The sequence below is a fragment of the Hansschlegelia zhihuaiae genome (genome assembly GCF_004103825.1).
GTDB classification, from domain to species: Bacteria; Pseudomonadota; Alphaproteobacteria; order Rhizobiales; family Methylopilaceae; genus Methylopila; species Methylopila zhihuaiae.
In genome coordinates, this window is record NZ_RYFI01000022.1 from 18,583 (window position 1) to 39,284 (window position 20,702).

The window sequence follows — 20,702 nt, forward strand, 5'->3', positions numbered from 1 at the left end:
CTGCGCGAGCGCGGCTTCCAGGAATGCGCATTTGCGGCTTCCGGTTCCGCGGCCTGGACGCTGCCCGTGCGATCGTCGGGTCGCCCACGCAGAAGCAAGAAGCCCCGCAACAGCTGGGCTGCGCGGGGCGAGCATTTCGGTGACGTCGACAAGACGGTCGTAACTTCTTACGGCTGCTATCTCGCGCGACCGGAAAACGACGACCAGCACCGGCCGCGGTAGAAGGGCCAGCCGAAACTCGAGTGCTCGGGTCAAGACGGCGCTTCGTCGCTCTGTTTTTCGCGCTTGCCTTCGAGGGGAACGCCTCACCAGCCGAGAATTCCGCTCTTCTTCGAAGGAAGGTCACCGGTCGCCGTAATATGAGCAATAGTGCCGGAGGGCAACCGCTTGCGGTCAGACAGCAATAAGTTGATCTTGTGGCCGTCGTCGGTCACAAAATCCAGGTTATCTTTTAGTTTAAACATAGCGATCGTCGACTGATGAGCTTCGACTTCGCCGGAACCGATGACCATACCACCACCGTTTTGCTCGTAGCACTCGAGTTCCAAGGTGCCCGCGAGCGCTGTGACGCCGAGCGCGCCGTTTCGTCTGATCGTGCCAAGATATTTCATGTCATTCCCTTTTCTGATCGCCGCAACTGTCGAGCGACATGGCTGTCGCCCCCGCCGTATCGATCCTGTCTATCGTGAAGGGACGCCTGAGTTCAGCCATCCCGCAAAGCAGGCATCGCAGCCACGATAGCCAAGACGACCCGCGGGATGAGTCTTTCCATAATCCATGATGTCGCGATGCCTCTCGGCTGTGTCGAAGGGATGGTCAAGATGCTGGTTCTTGTTTGCGGTCCGCTTCGATGGCGGCCTCGAGATCGGCATGATCGACGAGGTGCGACTGGATACGTCCGCCGCGCACCGGCAACGCCGGCGTCTGCAGCATCGTGGCGGTTCGGCGATAGGCCAGGAACGAGATTCCAAGGATCTCGTCTTCGTCGATGACCAGGCGATAGGTTCCGGGCGGCAGGCGCTCCTCGATCGCAGTCAGGTCGAACGAGCGCTCGAACGTCACCGTGGTTTCGGTGGTGCGGGTTGCCACTCCCTCGCCCCTCAGGATTTCTTGGCTTTGGGCGACGCAGCGGCGCTCGCGAGCGCGCCGCGCGCCAACGTGGTGGAAGCCGCGACGGGCTCCTGGATCTTCTTGGGCTTCTTGGCTTCCTTGTTGCCGCGTCTTTGGACCTTCGCCATGCGTCCTGCTCCCGGGTTGGCCGGCCTCGAATGCGGGCCGGAAGAAAAAACCCCGCCGCCTCAGAAGGCGACGGGGTCGAAGACGCCTAAGCGCCTCTTCCGATCTGGTGCGGCAGCGCCGCCGATGAGGTTCGCCAGTACATCCGTGGTCGACCTCGTAGAGGAGCGGCGCGGGCGTCCTCCGGGCCCGGAGGACGGCGCGATCAGACCTGAACTTGCAGCCGGTCGGCCGACATCTTGCCGCTCTTGCGGTCGGCGACGAGTTCGTACTCGACCTTCTGGCCTTCCCGGAGATCATAGATCCCGGCGCGCTCGACGGCGCTGACATGGACGAAGGCGTCTGCGCCGCCATCGTCAGGCGCGATGAAGCCAAAGCCCTTCTGGGCGTTGAACCATTTGACTGTTCCCGTGGACATGGGACTTCCTTTGGAAAATAAAAATGCGCGGCGACCAATATGGCGACGCGGTCGCGCTTCACATGAGCAGAAATAAAATCTGATGAACGAGCCGAATTGCCCGGATCTCAAATCGTAATTCTTTTTGAACGACGACCTAAAATGCGCGTTCGGATGGTTTTTACAAGGACGCCGAGGGTATATTTCGCATAAATGAGTTCGGCAGCGCGTCGGCGCCGCTTTTCGATATCGAAGATCGGAGATCTCTTGGACGTTATGGTGAACCCGGCCGCCGGTCGGAACGCGTGGCTGCTGACTGATCTTCTCGGCCGATCGATGGGCGTGATCCGGGCGGACGGGGGCAAGTTCGCCGTCGAACCCGAGGGCAAGGCTCGTGAGACGATGAGGGGGATGCGTTGCGGCCCCTTCAACTCGCTCGACGAAGCCCTCGCCACGATCGAGACGCATACGCGGGGCGTGTGCCGCCGCGGGGCCGAAAGCGCTCAGGGGCCCGAAACGGATGTGGTCGAGGCGACCGACACATCGACCGACATTCCTGAGAAAGCGTCGACCGATCCCACGTAACTGCCGGACACCGGCATGATCTGGCGAACATCGCGCGCCACCGCGACCGGAATCAGATTCGCGCCTCCGACGCTCTGGTTGGTTGGATCGAACGTGATCCAGCCTGCGCCCGGCACATAGACCTCGGACCAGGCGTGGGTGGAGCCGGCCCCGGCCGATCCCGTCAGGCCGAGCCCTGGATCGTGCAGGTAGCCCGAGACCACGCGCGCGCCGAAGCCGAGGCTTCGCACCGTCTCGGCGAAGAGCGTCGCCAGATCCCTGCAGGAGCCGCGCTTTCGGTCGAGCGTCTCTAATGGCGACTGCGTGCCCTCGTCCTCGCGGATCTCATAGGCCACCCCGCTCCAGACGCCGGCGTTGACATCCTTCAGCAGCGACAGCGTGTCCGTGGGCCGGCCGAAGACGAATCCCCGCGCCCAGGCCCGCACACGACCTGCGGGATCGAGATGCTGATTGAGCGTCGAGGATCCGAGATCGGCCCGCTCGTCGTCCGAATAAGGAAACGGATAGGAGATCGCCGACGCCGCTATGTCGAAAACCGGCCATGCGGTAGCGTCAAGCTCGATGTCCGCCACGCTTTCGATCACAAGTTGGTCGGCTGCGTCCCGGAACGTCGCCATTGCGATGGCGTTGCCCGAAACGTCGTACGACCAGGCAACGGACGCCACGGGCGAGATCCGGACGTCGAAGGCGACGAGCCTCAGCTCGCGGCTCTCCCGGGGCCGTATGACCAGCCGGTGAGGCTGAAGGGTGACCGGACGGCTGTATCGATAAGCCGTCCGGTGCCGGATGGTAAGGGCGTCCAGTTGGGGTCCGTCCGTTCTTTGTTGGCGACCTGGCGCCGAGGGACGTCTCCAGAACTAGTCGAAGATCATGCCCCGGCCAGACCATGACGGCGATCTGGTCGGACGGGCTCCATCTTTGGGGCCTAAGACGTAGTGGTCTCGCAGCCGAAGAACCGCATCATCTCCAGCGACGCGTCCGGACCGGCCGGGTCGACGAAACTGCCGCCGGCGTGTCCCCCCGACCAGGCATGGCCGGCGCCGTCCACCAGCCACAGTTCGGCGACGATCTCGCCGGCCTGATCCGCCACAACCGTGACGGCGGCTCCGCGTCGACGGGATCCGCCGGCCGCGGCGCGGCGCGTGACGATGGAGGCGGCGTCGGGCGTGGCCGCGTCCATAATCCGGGCGGCGTTGGACGGATGGACCGTGCTGTCGGCGCTTCCCTGGAACACGATGGTGCGCCCCGGATATCGCGCGCGGCCGGTCGAACTCTGCGCCCTACCGTTCCCGCGCATCGCCGCGAAGGCCGACGGTACGTCCTTGGCGGAGTTCGTCGGAAGCCCGGAATGGACCCCGACCGCGGCGTAGAGCTCCGGATAGGTCTCTCCCATCACCGCCGCCATGGCGCCGCCGGCCGAAAGGCCCGCGATGAAGACGCGCAAAGGATCTATCCTGAACTCGGCGACGATCGCCTCGGTCAATCCCGCCAGGATCGCAGGCTCGCCCGCGCCCCGCCGCTGATGCTTCGGCTCGAACCAGTTCCAGCACCCGTTCGCATTGTCCGAACGCGTCTGCCCAGGATAGGCGACCGCAAATCCGTTACTTTCGGCCACTTCGTTCATGCCGGTGCCGCGCGCGAAGTCGTCCGGGTTCTGCGTGCAGCCATGCAGCATGACGATCAGTCCGCGCGGCCGCGCGGACGCCGAGGCCGGGACATAGATCTTGTAGGACCGAGACCCTGCGGCGCAGGAAAAGACGCGGGCGTCGAACCGGGCTCCGTCAGGAACCGACGGCCTAGTGCGCGCCTGCGCGCCGACCGACGCCATTCCCGGAAGTCCGGCGAAGGCGTCGGGCGTCATCTTGCCCGCCCTCAAGCGAGACACCGCTTCGCCCAGCGGCCGGGCCGTCGGCCGAGACTGTCCGGCGTCGTTCGCCTCGACCGTTCCCGCTCTCGACGACAATAAAGCGGCGGGGCGTGTCAGCGCGTCGGCCGCCGAAGCGTCGACTTTCGGACGTCCGCCGAGGGCGGCCTGAATCAACCTCGTCGCCTCCGAGAGGTTTTGGGCGCGCGTCTCCTCGGACGCCCGGCGCAGGGCCGCGGCGAATGGCATGTTCATGATGACGATCCTTGGTTCGGGCTTTCGGCCCTAATGGATGCGGTCGGCCAACGCGACCTTAACCTCGGCGCTGGCTTGAAGCGCGCCGAGAATGGTGATGGAGCCTATGGTCGCGAGCGCGAGGTCCGGCGTCACGTCGGACTCGATGCGGGCGAGGCCGACGACCTTCAGGTGGAGCATTTCGCCGGCGGCCTTCGCGGCCTCGAGATCTGCGCGCGAATAGACGCGAAGCCCGAGTTCGAGGGTCTGGCGGGCGATCGACTGCGCGACGACGCCGTCATGCGCGCCAATCTGGTTGCGGATGGCTGTGCGGATGAAATCCGCCCTGTTCGAATAGAACCCCTCCCGCACCAGCAGGTCCATGCGGCCGAGGTCGACATAGCCCAGATTGACCGTGATCTTCTCCGTCTCATTGCCGGTGTCGCGTGTCGCGAGAGCTGACTTCATACGAGACTCCATCCCCTCGGATGTCATGTGGATGGTCAGAGGATGCTGCACAAGGTGTCGCTCGTGATTTCGTCGGTGCGCGATTTGGGATTGCGACGCAGCTCAGATCGCCGTTTCGCCTAGGAAACAGGAGGAGCAAGGGGGGCTCTAGGCTGAGTTGACTTCACCGCCGGCAGACAGGTGAGCAGGGTAGGCCGTGCGAACTGGAGAATGTTCGATCCCGGTTCGTCTCGCTCAGCCAAACTTCCTAAGTCACTGAAAAATAAGCACTTTCAACTTCGGCGCGTGACTCAAACCGTATCAGGTTTCCGTAGCAGCAAGCCGTAGCAGTTTGGCGCGCCGAGTCGCGCATAGTAAAATGTTGGGGTCGTCAAGTTCTGGACCCACTGATTGCGCCTTCCTGCCCCTCTGTCGAAGTTTCTTGGTCTTTCCTTCGAGACCAAGTCTGCTCCGCCCGCGCCCTCTCCACATTCTCCTGGGGCGTGGGCGGAGATCTTCGCCGCCACGCCGACCGAGGCCGGCCCCTCCGTTACTCCCGAAAACGCCATGCGCGTCCCCGCTGTCAAGGCGGCCGTCACCCTCATCTCGACGACGATTGGAAACCTACCGGTCAAAGTCTATGCACGCGACGGCGAGGGCAAGAAGCCCGCGCCCGACCATGACGCCTACGTCCTCGCCCACGACGAGGCGAACGACTGGACCAGCGCCGGCGAGCTCCGGCGTCAACTGACGTCCGACGCATTGCTGCATGGCGACGCCTTCGCGGTCGCCACACGCCGGCCTGACGGCTCGCCCCTCGAGCTCATCCGCCTGGACCCGCGCGCCGTCGAGATCCTGACGCTGGACACCGGCGCGCCGGCCTATCGCTACAATCACCAGGGCGGACAGACGATCTACCAGCACGCCGACGTGCTGCGCATCAGCGCCCCGAGCATCGACGGCGTGACCGGCCTCGCGCCCATCAAGGCCGCCCGCGAAGCCATCGCGACCGCCCTCGTCATGGAGGCGCACGCCGGCCGCATCTTCAAGAAGGGCTTCCGCCCCTCGGCCGTCATCACCCATCCCGGCAAGCTCTCCGATCGGGCGGCCGAGCGGCTCGCCAAGTTCAAGGGCGGCGAGGCGTCCGGCGAGAACGCCGGCGGCGTCGCCGTGCTGGAAGAGAACGCCAAGGTCGACGTGCTCGCCTTCTCCTCCGTCGACCAAGAGTTCAAGTCGCTCCGCGAGTTCACGGTCATCGAGATCGCCCGCGCTTTTGCGTGCCCACCGGTCCTCCTCGGCGACCTCTCGTCGGCCACCTTCAAGAATGCCGAGGAGCTCCGCACTCAGTTCGTCATCTTCACGCTCGCCCATTGGCTCGGCCAGTGGCGCGACGCCTATGCGCGCGTGCTCCTCTCCCCCGAGGAGCGCCGGTCGCACGTCGTCGACTTCGTCCTGGACGGCCTTCTCCAGGGCGATAGCGAAGCGCGTGCGAAGATCTATCAGAGCCTGCGCGCCGCCGGCGTCATGACCGCCAATGAGGTCCGCACCCGCGAGAACCTCCCGGCCCGTTCCGACGGTGACGAGCTCGCCAGCCCCTTCACTCAGTCGAACGCCGCGACCGGCGCCCAGGAAGCCGCCGCGTGAGTCCGCACGTCCAGTTCTTCGGCGACGCCGAGCACACCTTCGCCCTGACGCCGACGCTCCTCGTCGAGTTCGAGCGCCTCGTCGGCGCCGGCGCCTGGGGAACCGCGCGCCGCATGTTCGCTGGCGACGCGACCGTGACCGAAGTCCGCGAGACCATCCGGCTCGGCCTGATCGGCGGCGGCGAGGCCCCGAAGCGCGCCCACGAGCTCGTCGAGACCTACGTCGGCGCGACGCCCTTCGCCGAGCTCTACGCGCTCGCCTCCGACGTCATGACCGCCGCCATGCTCGGCACGCCCGACGAGGCCGCCAATGCAGCTTGAGACCAAGGCCGCCTTCACCCTCGACGGCGCCGGCGCGATCACCGCGACCGCATGGGTTTTCGCCGACGCCGACCGCACCGGCGACGTCATCACCAAGGGCGCGTTCGGCGCGATCGCCGGCTCGCTCCCGATGCTTTGGGCGCACGATCAGCGCGAGGTCATCGGCGTCTGGGAGTCGATCGCCGAGACCGCCCAGGGCCTCGTCGCCAAGGGCCGGCTCCTCGTCGAGACCGTCGTCAAGGCCCGCGAGGTCTACAGCCTCCTTAAGGAAGGCGCGGTCAACGGCGTCTCCATCGGCTTCGCCATCAAGAACTTCGCCCGTCGCTCAGCCGGCGGTCGGACCATCTCGGCCGTCGACTTGGCCGAGATCTCCATCGTCTCCGTCCCGGCCCACGCCGGCGCCCGCGTGACGTCCCTCAAGTCCGCAGATCACGCGGCGCATCAAAAGGAACCTATCTTGGACGATCAGACCACCACGCCGGACGTTTCGGCGCTGGAAACCAAACTCGCCGGCGTCGCCGACGAGGTGAAGAACCTGGGCGGCATCGCCGCCCGTCTCGACGCCATCGAGAAGAAGGCCGCCCGCCCGGCCCCGGCGGCCGGCCAGTCCGACGCCGATCTGGAGCGCAAGGCGTTCAACGTCTACCTGCACACCGGCGACGCGACCGAGCTCAAGGCCCTGACGGTCGGCGCCCCGAGCACCGGCGGCATCCTCGCCCCGGCGTCGTTCAACCCGCGCATCATCGAGAAGATCACCGAGTTCTCGCCGATCCGCGGCGTCGCGACCTCATTCACCATGGGCGGCCCGCTCGTCCAGTTCCCGCGGCTCGTCAATTCGGTCACACCCGCCTCTGTCACCGAGACCGGCACCCGCGCCGAGTCCGAGCCGTCGTTCGAGCTCATCGATGGCAAGCCCTTCGAGATGGCCGTGATCGTGCCCGTCTCGCGCGTCATGTATGAGGACGCGACCGTCGACCTCGCGTCCTGGCTGGAGAACCACGTCGCCACCCAGTTCGGGAAGCTTGAGGCGTCTTGGTTCGTCAACGGCAACGGCACGACCCAGGCCGAAGGCGTCCTGACGAGTTCGGAAGTCGGCACGCTGACGACCGCCGCCACGGCGATCGGGACCGACGACCTGATCGATGTGTTCTACAGCATCCCGAGCGCCTACGCGGCGCGCGGCCATTGGCTGATGAACCGCAAGACCATGTCGGTCGTCCGCAAGCTGCGCGACGGCGACGGCAACCTGATTTGGCAGCAGAGCCTTCAGGCCGGCCAGCCCGGTCTCCTCCTCGGCCGCCCGGTCCTGGAAGCGGTCGACATGCCGAACCCGGCCGCCAACGCGACGCCGATCGTCTTCGGCGACTTCGCCAGCGCCTACACGATCATCGATCGCGTCGGCTTCGAAGCCGAATACGACCGCCTCACCGGCTGGAAGAACGGCATCATCAACCTCCTCGCGCGTCGGCGCGTGGGCGGCCGGATCACCCTCGGCGAGCCCCTCGTCAAGCTTAAGCTGAAGGCGGCGTAATCATGGCCAGCGTGACCAACGCCAAGTCGACGATCAGCATCGCCCCGAGCGGCGCGATCCCGACCACCGCCGCCGCCTACAAGGCCCTCACCTGGACCGTCATCAACGACGTCGAGGAGATCGGCGGGGAGTTCGGCGACACCTACGCCAAGGTCGAGGCCAAGGTTCTCGGCACCCGCCGCGTCCGCAAGGGCAAGGGTTCCGTGGACGGCGGCGCGATCGAGCTCACGGTTCTCCGCGACGCCGCGGACGCCGGCCAGTCGGCGCTCCGCACGGCGCTCGCCTCCGATGACCGCGTGTTCATCAAGATCGAGCTCGGCGACAAGCCGGCCGGCGCCAACGCGACCGGCAGCACGGCCTACATGCCGGTCCTCGTCTTCTCGGCGCCCGTCCAGGGCGGCGACGCCGACTCCTACGTGAAGCAGGTCTTCACCCTGGAGATCGACGGCGAGACCGTCACGGCCGCCCCGGCGGCCGGCGTCTGACGCTCATGCTCGCGGCGGAGGAGATCACGATCAGGATCGACGGAGAGCGCATCGTTCTCCGGCCGACCCTGCGCGTGGCCCTCCGCCTCGAGCGTCGCCACGAGGGCCTCGCCGCCCTCGTGGACAAGATCCAGGACGGCGACCTCGCCGCCATCGCCGACGTGCTGCGCGAGCACTCACCGGCGTGGTCGGACGTCCCGTCCTTCATCGAGAGCCTGGGCGTCCCGCATGGTCTCTTTGCGGGCGTCCGGCACCTCATCCCGGCGCTCATCGCCCACGTCTACAGCCTCGCCGGCGTCGACCTCGAGGATGAGACCGACACGCCGTCGACCGGCTCGCGGCTCGCCTCCCGCGAAACCTTCGCCGAGCACCTGGAAGGTCTCTTCAAGGTCGCGACCGGATGGCTCGGCTGGAGCCCCGAAACCGCCTGGAGCAGCACGCCGGCCGAAATCCGTGCCGCCCAGGCCGGCTTCATTGATCTCCAGAATGCCCTTCGCGGCGTCGCCCCCAAGAAGCCCGACCACAGGACGCTCGACGACAAGTTCGCCGACGTCTTCCTCGGCCTCAGCACCCGCGCGCAGGCCGCCTGACATGCCGCGCCGCCCTGCCCACTTCTGCAACTGCGGTCGGATTGTCGCCGCCTGTTCGCGCTGCGTCTGTCAGCAGGCCGCCGACCGCGTCCGTAAGGCCCGTCACGACCGGAACAGACCCTCGGCCCGCGAGCGCGGCTATGACCGAGATTGGCAGCGCGAGCGCGCCGCCTTCCTGATCGTCAACCCGACATGCAAGCGCTGCGGCGCCCAGGCGACCGACGTCGACCACATCAAGCCGCACCGCGGCGACCGCTGGCTATTCTGGGATCGAAGGAATTGGCAGGCCCTCTGCGGCCATTGCCACGACAGCCATAAGCAACGCGAGGAACGCCACGCCCTGAAGTGCGAGGCGCTGGTCTGATGGCTCTCCTCACCTTCATTCCGCCCGTCGCCCCGAGCGCCCGCCTTCCCGTCGAGCCGAAGATCAACCTGCGAAAGGCCGAGTTCGGCGACGGCTACACACAGGCCAGCCCCGCCGGCCTCAATCACATTCGCGACGTCGCCGAGCTCAAGTTCGAGATGATGACGTCGCTCCAGGCCGCCGGCGTCATCGCCTTCCTGCGCGAGCGCGGCGGCTATCAGCCGTTCCTCTACACGCTCCCCGACGACGCCAGCCCGAAACGCTGGACGTGCGCGAAGTGGAAGCACGTCCGCGACGAAACCGGCCGCAACACGATCACCGCCACCTTTGAACAGGACTTCGGCATCTCCTCATGACCAGCCCCGCCACCTCTCGAGAGAGCGAGACCGAACAGTCGGCGCGCGACCGCGCCCTTTGGTGCGCAGTCATTCGGCAGGCCTTGACCGATGCCACGCGCACAATCGCACCGAGCGAGCCGAACCGCGCCCACGTTGAGCAGCGGCAAGCCCGCACATGGTTCACCGGCGCCGGAAAGGACTTCCGAGACGTCTGTTACCTCGCCGGCATGGACCCCGACGCTGTGAGAGAGCGAGCCGTTCGCCTCATCGAGGAAGCCGCAAGCGCTGAGCCCGTTGTCGTCCGGAAGGGACGCAGCGCGAACATCATCGAGTTCGAGGGGAAGACGCTCACGCGACGCCAGTGGGCAGCGGAGAAGGGACTGACGTTCGAGACCCTGGCGTCGCGCCTTCGTAACGAGTGGCCGATCGACGCCGCATTGAACACGCCGACCAATCCCGCTCGCCGGCGCCGACATGGCCGACCGGAGGCCCGGGGGGTGGGTCGCGTCTCAGGCGTGCACGCCGGGACCGGCGCGCTCCCCACCGCGCAAATGTCCGCCTAATTGGGATTTTTCTCTGATGGCTAGACGCCCATCGGCAACAATGCCGGCACTACTAAATAGAGTTCAGCGATGAATGCAGCCAACAGTATCACCCCTCGCCATCCGATCATGGCTGGCGCAACAATCAAAACAATTGCTGAAGCTAAGAATACCCAAATAAGGTTGAGCATTATTGACACGCCGAATTCTACGCTTGCTCCTAGCTTGTGGGCGACGCGCGAATACAACAGCAACGCCGGCGGAGCAACTAGAGCGGCAAGTGCAGACACCCATGTCCACCGCTTCAAGCGTTCGGATACCAAAATCATGCTCCTTCGCTTCGGTCCCACTTGATGATTATTACAGTCTCTAACGTCAAGGCGCATCTCCGCATCGTCGGCACTGCCGACGACGAGCTCCTCGGCGACTACATCGAGGCCGCGGAAGACTACGTCCGCCAGTTCGTCGACCCGATGCCCGACCCTGTCCCGGCGAGCCTTAAGCAGGCCGTGCGGATGCTCGTCGCGAACTTCTATGAGCACCGCGAGGACACGATCGTCGGCCTCGATGCGCGCCAGCTTCCGATCGGGTTCTGGGATCTCGTGAACCAACACCGCTGGCAGGAGCCGGCGGCGTGAGCTCGAATAAGGCGGCGCTCGCCGCCATCCGCCGCGACCTCCTCAAGACCATCCCCGCCCAGGTCCAGGCAGAGGTCGAGAAGGCCCTAGACAAGTCGGCGCACGAGTTCGCGGACAACGCCCAGGCGCTTGCGCCGCGGCAGGATGGCGACCTCGCCGACTCCGTCCGCGTCGAGCCCGGCGCCGACAACCTGTCTCGCACCGTCGTCGCCGGCGATCAGGACGCGCCTCAGGCGACGTTCATCGAATTCGGCACGCCCAACGCCGACGCGGACCCGTTCTATTGGCCCGCGTTCCGGCTCCTCGAAAAGCGCCGCTCCGGGCAGATCAATCGCGCCGTGAACAAGGCGCTCAAGAAGTGGGGCGGCGGATGACGTTCGCGCCCGTCGCCCTGCACCGCGCCATGCGCGCTCGTCTCGTCGCCACGCCGGCCGTTATCGCGGCCGTTCCCGTCGCGCAGATCGTCGACGCCCAGACGCGCCCCGAGGCCCCGGCCGTGATCCAGATCGGCGAAGGCACGGCGCTGCGCGAGAACCTGACGCTCTCCCGGCGTCACGCCCGCGTGCTGGCGAAGCTCGACGTCTGGACCCTCGCCGGCGGCACGTCCGCCGCCCGCAACATCGCCGGTCTCGTCGCGGACGCGCTGCGCGCCGACCTGGACCTCGCGGACGGCTTCCGCATCCTGGACCAGCAGATCGAACGCGTCGTCTTCAGCCGCGATCCGTCGAGCGAACGCGGCCACGCCACGCTCTACGTGGGCGTGCTCATCGAGGAGCCGATCCAGTGAGGGCCGGCCGCCTGGACCGCGCCATCGCCATCGAGCGCCTGGGCGCGATGGACATCGACCTCGACGGCGTGCCCTTGGACACCTGGACCACGCTCGCGACGGTCCCGGCCGAGGTCGTCCAGGTCGCCGCCGACGAGTTCCTGACGGGCGCCGGCGTCTCCCAGTCGACCACCATCATCTTCCGCGTGCGCTACCTCGACGGCCTTCAGGAAACCGACCGCGTCCGCTTCAACGGCCGCGCCTATGGCGTCACGTCGCTCGTCGAGCTCGGCCGCCGCGAGGGCCTAGAGATCCGCGCCACCACGAAGGCGGCAGATGCCCTCGGCTAGTCGATCTCGTGCTGGACCGAAGGCCGCGCCGAGGCCCGCGAAGGACGCGCTCACCCGCGCCCCGAAGGCACCCGCGCACCTGACGGCCGAGGGTCGCGCCGAATGGCGGCGCGTCGCCCCGCACGTCGTCGCGTCCGGCGCCTTCGCGCCCGTGCATCTCCCGCTCCTCGAGGTCTATTGCGTCCACCTGGGCCGCGTCCGCGAGCTCGAGCGCCAGATCCAGGCGACCGCGGCGGCCGGTGGCGACGTCGCGCGCCTCATGCGCCTCCAGGACGGCGCCAGCAAGACTGCTCTGCGCTACGCCGCCGAGCTCTACGCCAGCCCCGCCGCCGGCTCGCGCTTCATCGCGTCCGGTGCCCATGACAACGCCGACCTCGCCGCGATGGGGATCTGATGGCGCGGCGTCCCGACTGGCTGTTCGACGGCTCGCCGATCGACGACCCGCTCGGCCACGGCGAGCGCGCGGTCCAGTTCCTCCGCGGCCTTCGGCACGCCGCGACCGGCGGCCCCTTTCAGCTTGACCCGTGGATGGAGCGGCTTGTCCGCATGATCTATGGCCCGCGTTGGCACGACGGAACGCGCCGCTACCGCATGGTGGACATCATGCTCCCGCGCGGTTCGCATAAGACGGGCCTGGGCGCCGGCCTCTCGATGCTCCACACGATCGGCTGGGAGAAGCTCCCGCTCGGACAGGTCGCGCTCGCCGCCTGCAACCGCGAACAGGCCCGCATCGCCTTCAATGAGTGCATGGGCTTCGTGGTTGCCGATCCCCGCCTCGGCCGTCACGTCAGCATCCGGGACAGCCGCCACGAGATCACGCATCGCACGGCGCGCAGCACGCTCAAGGCGATCTCTGCCGACGCCGCGACCGCCAACGGCAAGACGTCGTCCTTCGTGCTGTTCGACGAGATCCACGCCTGGAAGGACCGCCGCCTTTACGACACGCTGCGCACTGGCCTGAACAAGGTGCCCGGCTCGCTCGGCATTGTCATTTCCCAGGCCGGCGTCGGCACGAAGAACCTCGCCGCGGACGTGTTCGGCCACGCCCGGCGCTTTTCGTCCGGCGCCTGTGAAGCGGGCGGTAGCAAATCGCGTCGGCGTTTTGCGGCGGCGGCTTGGTGCGCCGCGTCGCCTCGAATAAAATTGCTCGGGCCTTCAAGTTCTGGACCGCGCCCGCGGTCTCCGCGCCCTGTGGATCGACGGCGGCGGCTCGTCCGACGCCGGGTTGACGGACTCGCTGGTCGAGCGGACGTTCGCGCTCATATGGTGATCTCGTCAGGAGACCCGCCATGAACATCGCCGTTCCCCAACCCGCGCGCGAAACCGTCCGCCTGACGAGCCTTGCGCATGGCGGCGGCTGCGGCTGCAAGATCGCGCCGGGCGTCCTGACGGCGCTGCTCGAGAACCAGCCGAAGCACGGACCCTTCGAACGGCTGCTGGTCGGCGCCGAGACCTCGGACGACGCGGCGGTCTGGGCGCTCGACGGCGAGACCTGCGTCATCGGCACCACCGACTTCTTCATGCCGATGGTGGACGACCCCGTCGATTTCGGCCGGATCGCCGCCACCAACGCGATCTCGGACGTCTACGCGATGGGGGGGACGCCGATCTTCGCGCTCGCAATTCTCGGCATGCCGGTCGGCAAGATCGCGCCCGAGACGGTGGCCGAAATCCTGAAGGGCGGCGCCGAAATTTGCGCCGAGGCCGGCGTCCCGGTCGCGGGCGGCCATTCGATCGACAATCCCGAGCCGGTCTATGGCCTCGCGGTCGTCGGACTCTGCCAGCGGGACAGGTTGAGGAAGAACTCCGACGCGAAGATCGGCGATGCGCTGATCCTGACGAAGCCGCTCGGCGTCGGCGTCTATTCGGCGGCCATCAAGAAGGGAGCGCTTTCGGCCGGCGCCTATCGTGATTTCGTCGCGACCACGACGCGCCTCAACAAGGTCGGGGTCGAGTTCGCAAAGGATTCTGACGTCCACGCCATGACCGACGTGACGGGCTTCGGACTGCTCGGACACGGGCTCGAGGTCGCGCGCGGCGCGGGCGTCTCCGTGGTCTTCGACCTCGACGCCCTGCCGCTGCTGCCGGAGGCCGAACATCTCGCGCAGGAGGGCTTCGTCACCGGCGCCTCGCACCGCAACTGGCAAAGTTACGGCGACGCCGTTCGTCTGCCCGAGGGCCTGCCCGACTGGCGTCGGCATCTTCTGACCGACCCCCAGACCTCCGGCGGCCTGCTCATCAGTTGCGCGCCGCAAAAGGCGGCTGCGACGGTCGAGCTGGCGCGCTCCGTCGGTTTCGGGGACGCCGCCGTGGTCGGCCGCATCCAGGAGGGCGAACCGGGAGTCCGCTGCCTGGCGTGACGGGCCGGCGCTGATCCCCAAGAGGACACGCCGCCGTCGCTTTCGACGACCGCCACTGCCGGCGCGGCCGTCGTCAAACGTGATCGGCATCCGTCAGCCGGGAAGACTACGCGACGCGCCTGATTGGCGCAGCGTCCCTGCCGATTGGCGGACCACGTCGGAGATCTGGAGGAGTTGCTTGGTCAGCGGGCTCGTCCGGCGCCAGACCATGCCGATGGTCCGGGACGGCTGGGGCTTCTTGAAGCGCGCGACGGACACCGAGGCCGAGCGCGTCTCGACCCCCACCGCCATTTCGGGGATCAGGGTCACTCCGAGACCCGCCTCGACCATCTGGACGAGCGTGGACAGCGAGCTGGCGTCCAGCAGATCGCGCGGCTGCGCGGCGTGCGGGTGCTTGTTGCAGAACGACAGGGCCTGATCGCGAAAGCAGTGCCCCTCCTCCAGGAGCAGCAGTCTCATTTCGCGAAGGGCCTCGCGATTTGGGACGGGTTTTCCCTCGTCCTCGCGCGGCCGGACGAGGACGAAATCCTCTGTGAAGAGCGCCGCTTCGGCCAAGGAGGGCTCCGACACCGGCAAAGCGACGATCGCCATGTCGAGGCGCCCGTCGTTCAATTCCTGGACGAGCTTCGGCGTCAACGTCTCGCGGACATGAAGGTCGAGGCCGCCATGCAGCCGCGTCATGTCGGCGATGAGGCTGGGGAGCAGATAGGGCGCGATGGTCGGTATCACGCCGATGCGCAGCCTCCCGACCAGCCCGCCCCGGGAGGCGCGCGCAAATCCCTCCAGATCGTCGAGCGAACGCAGGATGTCCCTGGCTCTGAGGGCGATCTCTTCGCCGAAACTCGTCAGACGAACCTGACGCCGGTCTCTCTCAAAAAGCGCCGCTCCGAGCTCCTCCTCGAGCGCCTTGATCTGCATCGACAAGGCCGGCTGGGAGATCGAGCATGCTTCGGCCGCGCGCCCGAAATGGCCGTGCCGCGCCAAGGCCTCGAAATAGCGGAACTGCTTGAGAGTGAGGTTTTTCATAAGCTCAACTTATCGTCACAATCAGGAAATCGGAATTAATATAATGAAACGGCTCTGGTAAGACGCTCGCTGCGAAGGGGAGGAACAGATGCCACGGCTGCTGCGCGCCGCAAGGGTTGATGATGGGCGATCACAGGCGACCGGCCCCTTGGAGCCGGTGATTTCCGCCCGCCTGTCGTTGCGTCCCGGCTCGGCCTCCCGCCGGCGAGCATTCGCGTTTCCGTCGTCCAACGTTCGTTCATTCCGCCGGCCCTGACAGGAGATCGCGCGCGCCCGAGCCAGGTCCGCGCGCCAACCGACATCACGCAATCAGCCTAGACAAGATCGGAGAGAAACATGGACGCGAAGACCGAGGACAGCACGGGCAAGTGCCCCGTCGCGCATGGCGGCCCCAGGCAGAACACCGACTGGTGGCCCAATACGCTGCCGGTCGACCTCTTGAACCAGCACTCCGCCAAATCCGATCCGCTGGACCCCGCGTTCGACTATCGCGAGGCGTTCAAGAAGCTCGACTACGCGGCGCTGAAGAACGACCTGCGCAAGCTGATGACCGACAGCCAAGACTGGTGGCCGGCCGATTTCGGCCATTACGGACCGCAGTTCATCCGCATGTCCTGGCACGCCGCCGGCACCTATCGTCTCGCCGACGGCCGCGGCGGCGGCGGCCGCGGCCAGCAGCGCTTCGCCCCGCTCAACGCCTGGCCGGACAACGTCAACATCGACAAGTCGCGGCGCCTGCTGTGGCCGATCAAGCAGAAATACGGCCAGGCGATCTCCTGGGCGGACCTGCTGATCCTCACCGGCAACGTGGCGCTCGAGACCATGGGCTTCCGCACCTTCGGCTTCGCCGGTGGCCGCGCGGACACCTGGGAGCCGGATCGCGACGTCAATTGGGGCAACGAGACCGACTGGCTGACCCACCGCACGCTCGACAAGTTCGAGAAGACGCTCGGCGCGACCGAGATGGGCCTGATCTACGTCAACCCGCAGGGGCCTGACGGCAACGGCGACCCGCTCTCGGCCGCCGAATTCATCCGCGAGACCTTCAAGCGCATGGCGATGAACGACGAGGAGACCGTCGCGCTGATCGCGGGCGGCCACACCTTCGGCAAGACCCACGGCGCCGCGGCCGAATCCTACAAGGGACCGGACCCCGAGGCGGCGGATATCGAAGATCAGGGCCTCGGCTGGAGCTCAAGCTACGGCGCGGGCCACGGCGGCGACGCCATCGGTTCGGGCCTCGAGGTCACCTGGACCCAGACGCCGGCGCAGTGGAGCAACTTCTTCTTCGAGAACCTGTTCAAGTTCGAATGGGTGCAGACCCGCAGCCCAGCGGGCGCCATTCAGTGGGAGGCCAAGGACGCCCCCGAGATCATCCCGATGGCTCATGATCCGTCGAGGAAGATCAAGCCGACGATGCTGACGACCGACCTGTCGCTGCGCTTCGACCCAATCTACGAGAAGATCTCGCGCCGTTTCCTGGAGGATCCGCAGGCCTTCGCCGAAACCTTCGCGCGCGCCTGGTTCAAGCTGACCCACCGCGACCTCGGTCCCCGTTCGCGCTATCTCGGCCCGGAAGTTCCCAAGGAAGTGCTGATCTGGCAGGACCCCATTCCGGACGTCGACCACCCGTTGATCGACGAGGCGGACGCGGCGACCCTCAAGGCCAAGATCCTGGAGTCCGGCCTCACCGTCTCCGAGCTCGTCGGGACCGCCTGGGCGTCCGCGTCCACGTTCCGCGGAGGCGACAAGCGCGGCGGCGCCAATGGCGCGCGCATCCGCCTCAGCCCTCAGAAGGACTGGGCGGTCAACCGGCCCGAGCAGCTGGCGAAGGTTCTCGGCGTGCTGGAGGGCGTGAAGGCCGAGTTCGATAGCCACGCGAGCGGCGGCAAGAAGGTCTCCATCGCCGACCTGATCGTGCTGGCCGGAAACGCCGGCGTCGAGAAGGCGGCGAAGGCCGCAGGCCACTCCGTGACCGTCCCGTTCGCGCCGGGCCGCGCCGACGCCCGGCAGGAGGACACCGACGTCGAGAGCTTCAGCTACCTGGAGCCGGAGCTCGACGGCTTCCGCAACTACGAGACGTCCGGGACGAAGCGCGCCGAGGTGGCGCTGATCGACAAGGCGCAGCTCCTGACGCTGACCGCGCCGGAACTGACGGTGCTGTTCGGCGGTCTCCGCGCGATCAACATCAACGCCGACGGGTCCACGCGAGGCGTCCTGACCGACAAGCCCGGCCAGCTCACCAATGACGTGTTCGTCAACCTGCTCTCGATGGACACGAAGTGGACCGCGACCGACGACTCCAAGCGGTCATTCGAAGGCGTGAACCGCAAGTCGGGCGAGAAGACCTGGACGGCCTCGCGCGCCGACCTGGTCTTCGGCTCGAACTCGGTGCTGCGCGCCCTCGCCGAGGTCTACGCCGCCTCCGACGCCAAGGAGAAGTTCGTGAAGGACTTCGTGGCGGCCTGGACCAAGGTGATGAACCTCGACCGCTTCGACCTGGTCTGATCCGGACGAAGCTCCCCGGCCGCCGCCATCCCGGCGGCGGCCGGAGAGCGCGGCAGGGCCACGGCGTCGAGCCGTGACGCCGATTGACACCCGCCACAGTCCCGCCATAGCGTCCGGCCCGACGGTTCCCCTCGGGGATCAAAAGGGAACGCAGTGGGGCTTCGGCCCGAAGCTGCGGCTGCCCCCGCAACTGTAAGCGGCGAGCGCTTCGTCATCGGCCACTGGGCTCCCGAGCCTGGGAAGGCGACGCCAAGCGCAGCGACCCGCGAGCCAGGAGACCTGCCGTCAGTCGTGTGGTCACACGCGGACGCGTCGGGCGGGGTGCACCGATGGTTGGCGAACCGTCGGACGCGGGCGATCTGCGTGTGATCGGGGAGACTTCGAGTTCGCGGTGACGTGCCACTCGTCCCGCTCGGGGTCTCGATGTCCAACCTTCCCATCCGTCTTCGGGGCGCCGTCGTGCGCTCCGCCGCATTCGCGGCCGTCCACGCCTGCCTGATCTCCGCCGCCGCTGCGCAATCCGTCCCCGACGGCGCGGTGACCGACCTCGAAGAACTTTCCCTCACCGCCAACAAGGTCGACGGCCCGACCGCCGCGATCGGCAGCGCGGTGTCCTCGCTCTCGGGCGAAGACCTCGAAAGGCGCCAGATCCGCCTGGTCTCCGACGCGCTGCGCGAAATGCCGGGCGTCGCGGTCAACCGCACGGGGCCGATCGGCGGCCTGACGCAGCTGCGCATCCGCGGCGCCGAAGGCAACCAGACGCTCGTGCTGATCGACGGGATCGAGGTGAACGACCCGGCGACCGCCGGCGAGTTCGACTTTGCGAATCTGATGTCGCTCGAGGTCGAGCGCGTCGACGTGCTGCGCGGACCGCAAAGCGCGCTCTACGGCTCGGACGCGCTCGGCGGCGTCGTCAACATCGTGACCCGCAAGAGCGAGCCGGGCTCCACGCGCTTCCGCGCGAGCGTCGAGGGCGGCTCCTTCAGGACCATGACCGGGCAGGCGTCGATCTCGGGCGGGACGGAGGCCTATGACTACCTGATCGCGGGCCAGGGCTTCCGGACGAGCGGCGTCTCGACAGCCAGGCGCTTCGCCGACCCTGCCGTCGCCTCGTGGCGCGACCGCGACGGCTATGAGAACGCCACCGGCCTCGCCAAGTTCTCGGTGCGGCCGAGCGAGTTGTTCGAGATCACCGGCGTCGCCCGCTATGCCGAGTTCGACGCCGACCGCGACGGTTTCGGGTCCGCGCCGGGCTTTCCCTTCGCGGCCGCGGTCGACAATCGCGACCGCGAGAAGGGCGAGCAGTTCTTCGGCCGGACGCAGGCCAGGGCGACGCTGCTCGACGGCGCCTGGGACCACATTCTCGGCCTCAGCTACACGAACTCGGACCGCCGCCAATATGACGGCGACGGCCTCAAGACCTCCTCCTCGCTCGGCGAGACCCGCAAGGTCGACTACCAGTCCAATCTGCGCTTCGCGACCGGCGGCCGCCTGCCCGCGAGCCATGTGCTGACCTTCGGGGCCGACAACCAGCGCGACTGGACCGTCGGCGACAGCACGTTCCTGCCCGAGAAGGTCCGCAAGTCGATCGAGAACACCGGCCTTGTCGCGCAGCATCAGATCGGCCTGTTCGAGCGCCTCTTCGTCACCGCCAGCGTCCGCCACGATCTCAACGACCGCTTCAAGGACGAGACGACCTACCGGCTGGCGAGCGCCTATACCCTGGAAGGCGTGGGCGCGAAGCTGCGGGCCTCGTTCGGCACGGGCGTGAAGAACCCGACCGTTCAGGAGCTCTACGGCTTCTCGGGCGACTTCCGGGGCAACGCCGACCTCACGCCGGAGAGGGGCCGGGGCTGGGACGTGGGCTTCGACCAGCCGTTCCTCGACGGCCGCGTCGCCATCGACGCGACCTACTTTCAGCAGCGCGTCAAAGATCTGATCTCAAGCGAGTCGACGAAGGATCGTGAGACCGGCGAGTTCTTCTCCCGTCCTATCAATCTGCCGGGCATGTCCAAGATCGACGGCGTCGAGCTTGGGCTGACGGTGCGGCCGCTCGCCGACCTCAGCGTCCGCGCGGCCTATGCCGTCATCGACGGCGAGGACGTGAACGGGGACACGCTGGTGCGCCAGCCGCGTCATGTCGCGAGCCTCAATTTCAACTACGCGTTCCTCGATGGACGCGGGAACGCCAATCTCGGCGTCGTCCACAATAGCCGGCAGAAGAACTTCGCGTTCGACGCCACGACGTTCGTCCGCTCGCAGGTCCCGCTCAAGGCCTACACACTGGTCAACGTCGCGGCGTCCTTCGAGGTGACGGACAACGCCGAGGTCTACGGCCGGGTCGAGAACCTCTTCGACCGGAAATACGAAGAGGTCTTCACCTACGGTACGCCCGGCCGCGCGGCCTTCGGCGGCGTGAAGGTCTCGTTCTGATGCGCCTCGCGCGCGCCGCAGCGCACGACGCGACGCTGATCGCG

General features: G+C 67.1%; 26 protein-coding genes and 1 riboswitch. Of the genes, 17 read left to right on the forward strand and 9 right to left on the reverse strand.

What is annotated here, in order from left to right:
- Window positions 1–305: 305 nt before the first annotated feature.
- The 7 genes from EK403_RS18735 to EK403_RS18765 form a co-directional block, all read right to left on the reverse strand.
- Window positions 306–611, reverse strand: coding sequence for a hypothetical protein (locus EK403_RS18735; RefSeq protein ID WP_128778988.1), 306 nt, complete (start codon window positions 609–611; stop codon window positions 306–308).
- 205 nt (window positions 612–816) lie between these two features.
- Window positions 817–1,089, reverse strand: coding sequence for a hypothetical protein (locus EK403_RS18740; RefSeq protein WP_128778989.1), 273 nt, complete (start codon window positions 1,087–1,089; stop codon window positions 817–819).
- An 11-nt stretch (window positions 1,090–1,100) separates the two neighbouring features.
- Window positions 1,101–1,238, reverse strand: a complete 138-nt coding sequence (locus tag EK403_RS22520; RefSeq protein WP_164919675.1) for a hypothetical protein — start codon at window positions 1,236–1,238, stop codon at window positions 1,101–1,103.
- A 203-nt stretch (window positions 1,239–1,441) separates the two neighbouring features.
- Window positions 1,442–1,654: a cold-shock protein gene (locus EK403_RS18745; RefSeq protein ID WP_128778990.1), complete on the reverse strand. Its 213-nt coding sequence runs from the start codon at window positions 1,652–1,654 to the stop codon at window positions 1,442–1,444.
- A gap of 482 nt (window positions 1,655–2,136) precedes the next feature.
- Window positions 2,137–3,021 (reverse strand): transglutaminase family protein, encoded by an 885-nt coding sequence (locus EK403_RS18755; RefSeq protein WP_128778991.1) that lies wholly within the window; start codon window positions 3,019–3,021, stop codon window positions 2,137–2,139.
- A 122-nt stretch (window positions 3,022–3,143) separates the two neighbouring features.
- The gene (locus EK403_RS18760) at window positions 3,144–4,079 is read right to left on the reverse strand and encodes an extracellular catalytic domain type 1 short-chain-length polyhydroxyalkanoate depolymerase (RefSeq protein ID WP_342633792.1); all 936 of its coding nucleotides are present in this window, start codon (window positions 4,077–4,079) and stop codon (window positions 3,144–3,146) included.
- Between the two features lie 288 nt (window positions 4,080–4,367).
- Complete coding sequence (locus tag EK403_RS18765) at window positions 4,368–4,784, reverse strand: CopG family transcriptional regulator (protein ID WP_128778993.1); 417 nt, start codon at window positions 4,782–4,784, stop codon at window positions 4,368–4,370.
- A 390-nt stretch (window positions 4,785–5,174) separates the two neighbouring features.
- Between EK403_RS18765 and EK403_RS18770 the strand changes: the two genes are divergently transcribed.
- From EK403_RS18770 to EK403_RS18805, 8 genes are read left to right on the forward strand one after another with little or no spacing between them, the layout of a single operon-like run.
- Window positions 5,175–6,407: a phage portal protein gene (locus EK403_RS18770; RefSeq protein WP_280986755.1), complete on the forward strand. Its 1,233-nt coding sequence runs from the start codon at window positions 5,175–5,177 to the stop codon at window positions 6,405–6,407.
- Window positions 6,404–6,727 carry a gene transfer agent family protein gene (locus tag EK403_RS18775; RefSeq protein ID WP_128778995.1) on the forward strand — a complete coding sequence of 108 codons (324 nt, stop codon included), beginning with the start codon at window positions 6,404–6,406 and terminating at the stop codon, window positions 6,725–6,727. Before EK403_RS18770 ends, EK403_RS18775 begins: the two co-directional genes overlap by 4 nt.
- Entirely contained in the window at window positions 6,717–8,258 is a 1,542-nt protein-coding gene (locus tag EK403_RS18780; protein WP_128778996.1) for a phage major capsid protein, read from the forward strand. The genes EK403_RS18775 and EK403_RS18780 overlap by 11 nt, the downstream gene beginning before the upstream one ends.
- Before the next feature lie 2 nt (window positions 8,259–8,260).
- On the forward strand, window positions 8,261–8,743 hold the full coding sequence (locus tag EK403_RS18785; RefSeq protein WP_128778997.1) for a hypothetical protein: 483 nt from the start codon (window positions 8,261–8,263) through the stop codon (window positions 8,741–8,743).
- Window positions 8,744–8,748: 5 nt separating this feature from the next.
- Window positions 8,749–9,333 carry a hypothetical protein gene (locus tag EK403_RS18790; RefSeq protein WP_128778998.1) on the forward strand — a complete coding sequence of 195 codons (585 nt, stop codon included), beginning with the start codon at window positions 8,749–8,751 and terminating at the stop codon, window positions 9,331–9,333.
- Window position 9,334: 1 nt separating this feature from the next.
- Window positions 9,335–9,697 (forward strand): HNH endonuclease, encoded by a 363-nt coding sequence (locus EK403_RS18795; protein ID WP_128778999.1) that lies wholly within the window; start codon window positions 9,335–9,337, stop codon window positions 9,695–9,697.
- Window positions 9,697–10,053: a phage tail protein gene (locus EK403_RS18800; RefSeq protein ID WP_128779000.1), complete on the forward strand. Its 357-nt coding sequence runs from the start codon at window positions 9,697–9,699 to the stop codon at window positions 10,051–10,053. Before EK403_RS18795 ends, EK403_RS18800 begins: the two co-directional genes overlap by 1 nt.
- Window positions 10,050–10,598 carry a hypothetical protein gene (locus tag EK403_RS18805; protein ID WP_128779001.1) on the forward strand — a complete coding sequence of 183 codons (549 nt, stop codon included), beginning with the start codon at window positions 10,050–10,052 and terminating at the stop codon, window positions 10,596–10,598. The genes EK403_RS18800 and EK403_RS18805 overlap by 4 nt, the downstream gene beginning before the upstream one ends.
- Window positions 10,599–10,618: 20 nt before the next feature.
- On the opposite strand, the gene EK403_RS18810 is transcribed toward EK403_RS18805, so the two are convergent.
- Window positions 10,619–10,906: a hypothetical protein gene (locus tag EK403_RS18810; RefSeq protein WP_128779002.1), complete on the reverse strand. Its 288-nt coding sequence runs from the start codon at window positions 10,904–10,906 to the stop codon at window positions 10,619–10,621.
- Between the two features lie 24 nt (window positions 10,907–10,930).
- Between EK403_RS18810 and EK403_RS18815 the strand changes: the two genes are divergently transcribed.
- From EK403_RS18815 to selD, 7 genes are read left to right on the forward strand one after another with little or no spacing between them, the layout of a single operon-like run.
- A complete protein-coding gene (locus EK403_RS18815) occupies window positions 10,931–11,215 on the forward strand; it encodes a head-tail connector protein (protein ID WP_128779003.1) in 285 nt (94 codons plus the stop codon).
- Window positions 11,212–11,589: an HK97-gp10 family putative phage morphogenesis protein gene (locus tag EK403_RS18820; RefSeq protein WP_164919676.1), complete on the forward strand. Its 378-nt coding sequence runs from the start codon at window positions 11,212–11,214 to the stop codon at window positions 11,587–11,589. The genes EK403_RS18815 and EK403_RS18820 overlap by 4 nt, the downstream gene beginning before the upstream one ends.
- Window positions 11,586–12,002 (forward strand): DUF3168 domain-containing protein, encoded by a 417-nt coding sequence (locus tag EK403_RS18825; protein ID WP_128779005.1) that lies wholly within the window; start codon window positions 11,586–11,588, stop codon window positions 12,000–12,002. Before EK403_RS18820 ends, EK403_RS18825 begins: the two co-directional genes overlap by 4 nt.
- Complete coding sequence (locus EK403_RS18830; protein WP_128779006.1) at window positions 11,999–12,331, forward strand: phage head closure protein; 333 nt, start codon at window positions 11,999–12,001, stop codon at window positions 12,329–12,331. Before EK403_RS18825 ends, EK403_RS18830 begins: the two co-directional genes overlap by 4 nt.
- The gene (locus tag EK403_RS23685) at window positions 12,318–12,725 is read left to right on the forward strand and encodes a P27 family phage terminase small subunit (RefSeq protein ID WP_128779007.1); all 408 of its coding nucleotides are present in this window, start codon (window positions 12,318–12,320) and stop codon (window positions 12,723–12,725) included. Before EK403_RS18830 ends, EK403_RS23685 begins: the two co-directional genes overlap by 14 nt.
- A complete protein-coding gene (locus EK403_RS18840) occupies window positions 12,725–13,624 on the forward strand; it encodes a terminase large subunit domain-containing protein (protein WP_128779008.1) in 900 nt (299 codons plus the stop codon). The genes EK403_RS23685 and EK403_RS18840 overlap by 1 nt, the downstream gene beginning before the upstream one ends.
- Window positions 13,621–14,691 carry a selenide, water dikinase SelD gene (selD, locus tag EK403_RS18845; RefSeq protein WP_128779009.1) on the forward strand — a complete coding sequence of 357 codons (1,071 nt, stop codon included), beginning with the start codon at window positions 13,621–13,623 and terminating at the stop codon, window positions 14,689–14,691. Before EK403_RS18840 ends, selD begins: the two co-directional genes overlap by 4 nt.
- A 93-nt stretch (window positions 14,692–14,784) precedes the next feature.
- Here selD and EK403_RS18850 read toward each other — a convergent pair whose 3' ends face one another.
- The gene (locus EK403_RS18850) at window positions 14,785–15,717 is read right to left on the reverse strand and encodes a hydrogen peroxide-inducible genes activator (protein ID WP_128779010.1); all 933 of its coding nucleotides are present in this window, start codon (window positions 15,715–15,717) and stop codon (window positions 14,785–14,787) included.
- 336 nt (window positions 15,718–16,053) lie between these two features.
- On the opposite strand from EK403_RS18850, the gene katG reads away from it, so the two are divergent.
- Both katG and EK403_RS18860 read left to right on the forward strand, forming a co-directional pair.
- On the forward strand, window positions 16,054–18,225 hold the full coding sequence (gene katG, locus EK403_RS18855) for a catalase/peroxidase HPI (protein WP_128779011.1): 2,172 nt from the start codon (window positions 16,054–16,056) through the stop codon (window positions 18,223–18,225).
- A gap of 105 nt (window positions 18,226–18,330) precedes the next feature.
- A riboswitch (cobalamin riboswitch) is annotated at window positions 18,331–18,526 on the forward strand.
- Window positions 18,527–18,648: 122 nt separating this feature from the next.
- Complete coding sequence (locus EK403_RS18860) at window positions 18,649–20,658, forward strand: TonB-dependent receptor plug domain-containing protein (protein WP_128779012.1); 2,010 nt, start codon at window positions 18,649–18,651, stop codon at window positions 20,656–20,658.
- The last annotated feature ends 44 nt before the right edge of the window (window positions 20,659–20,702 follow it).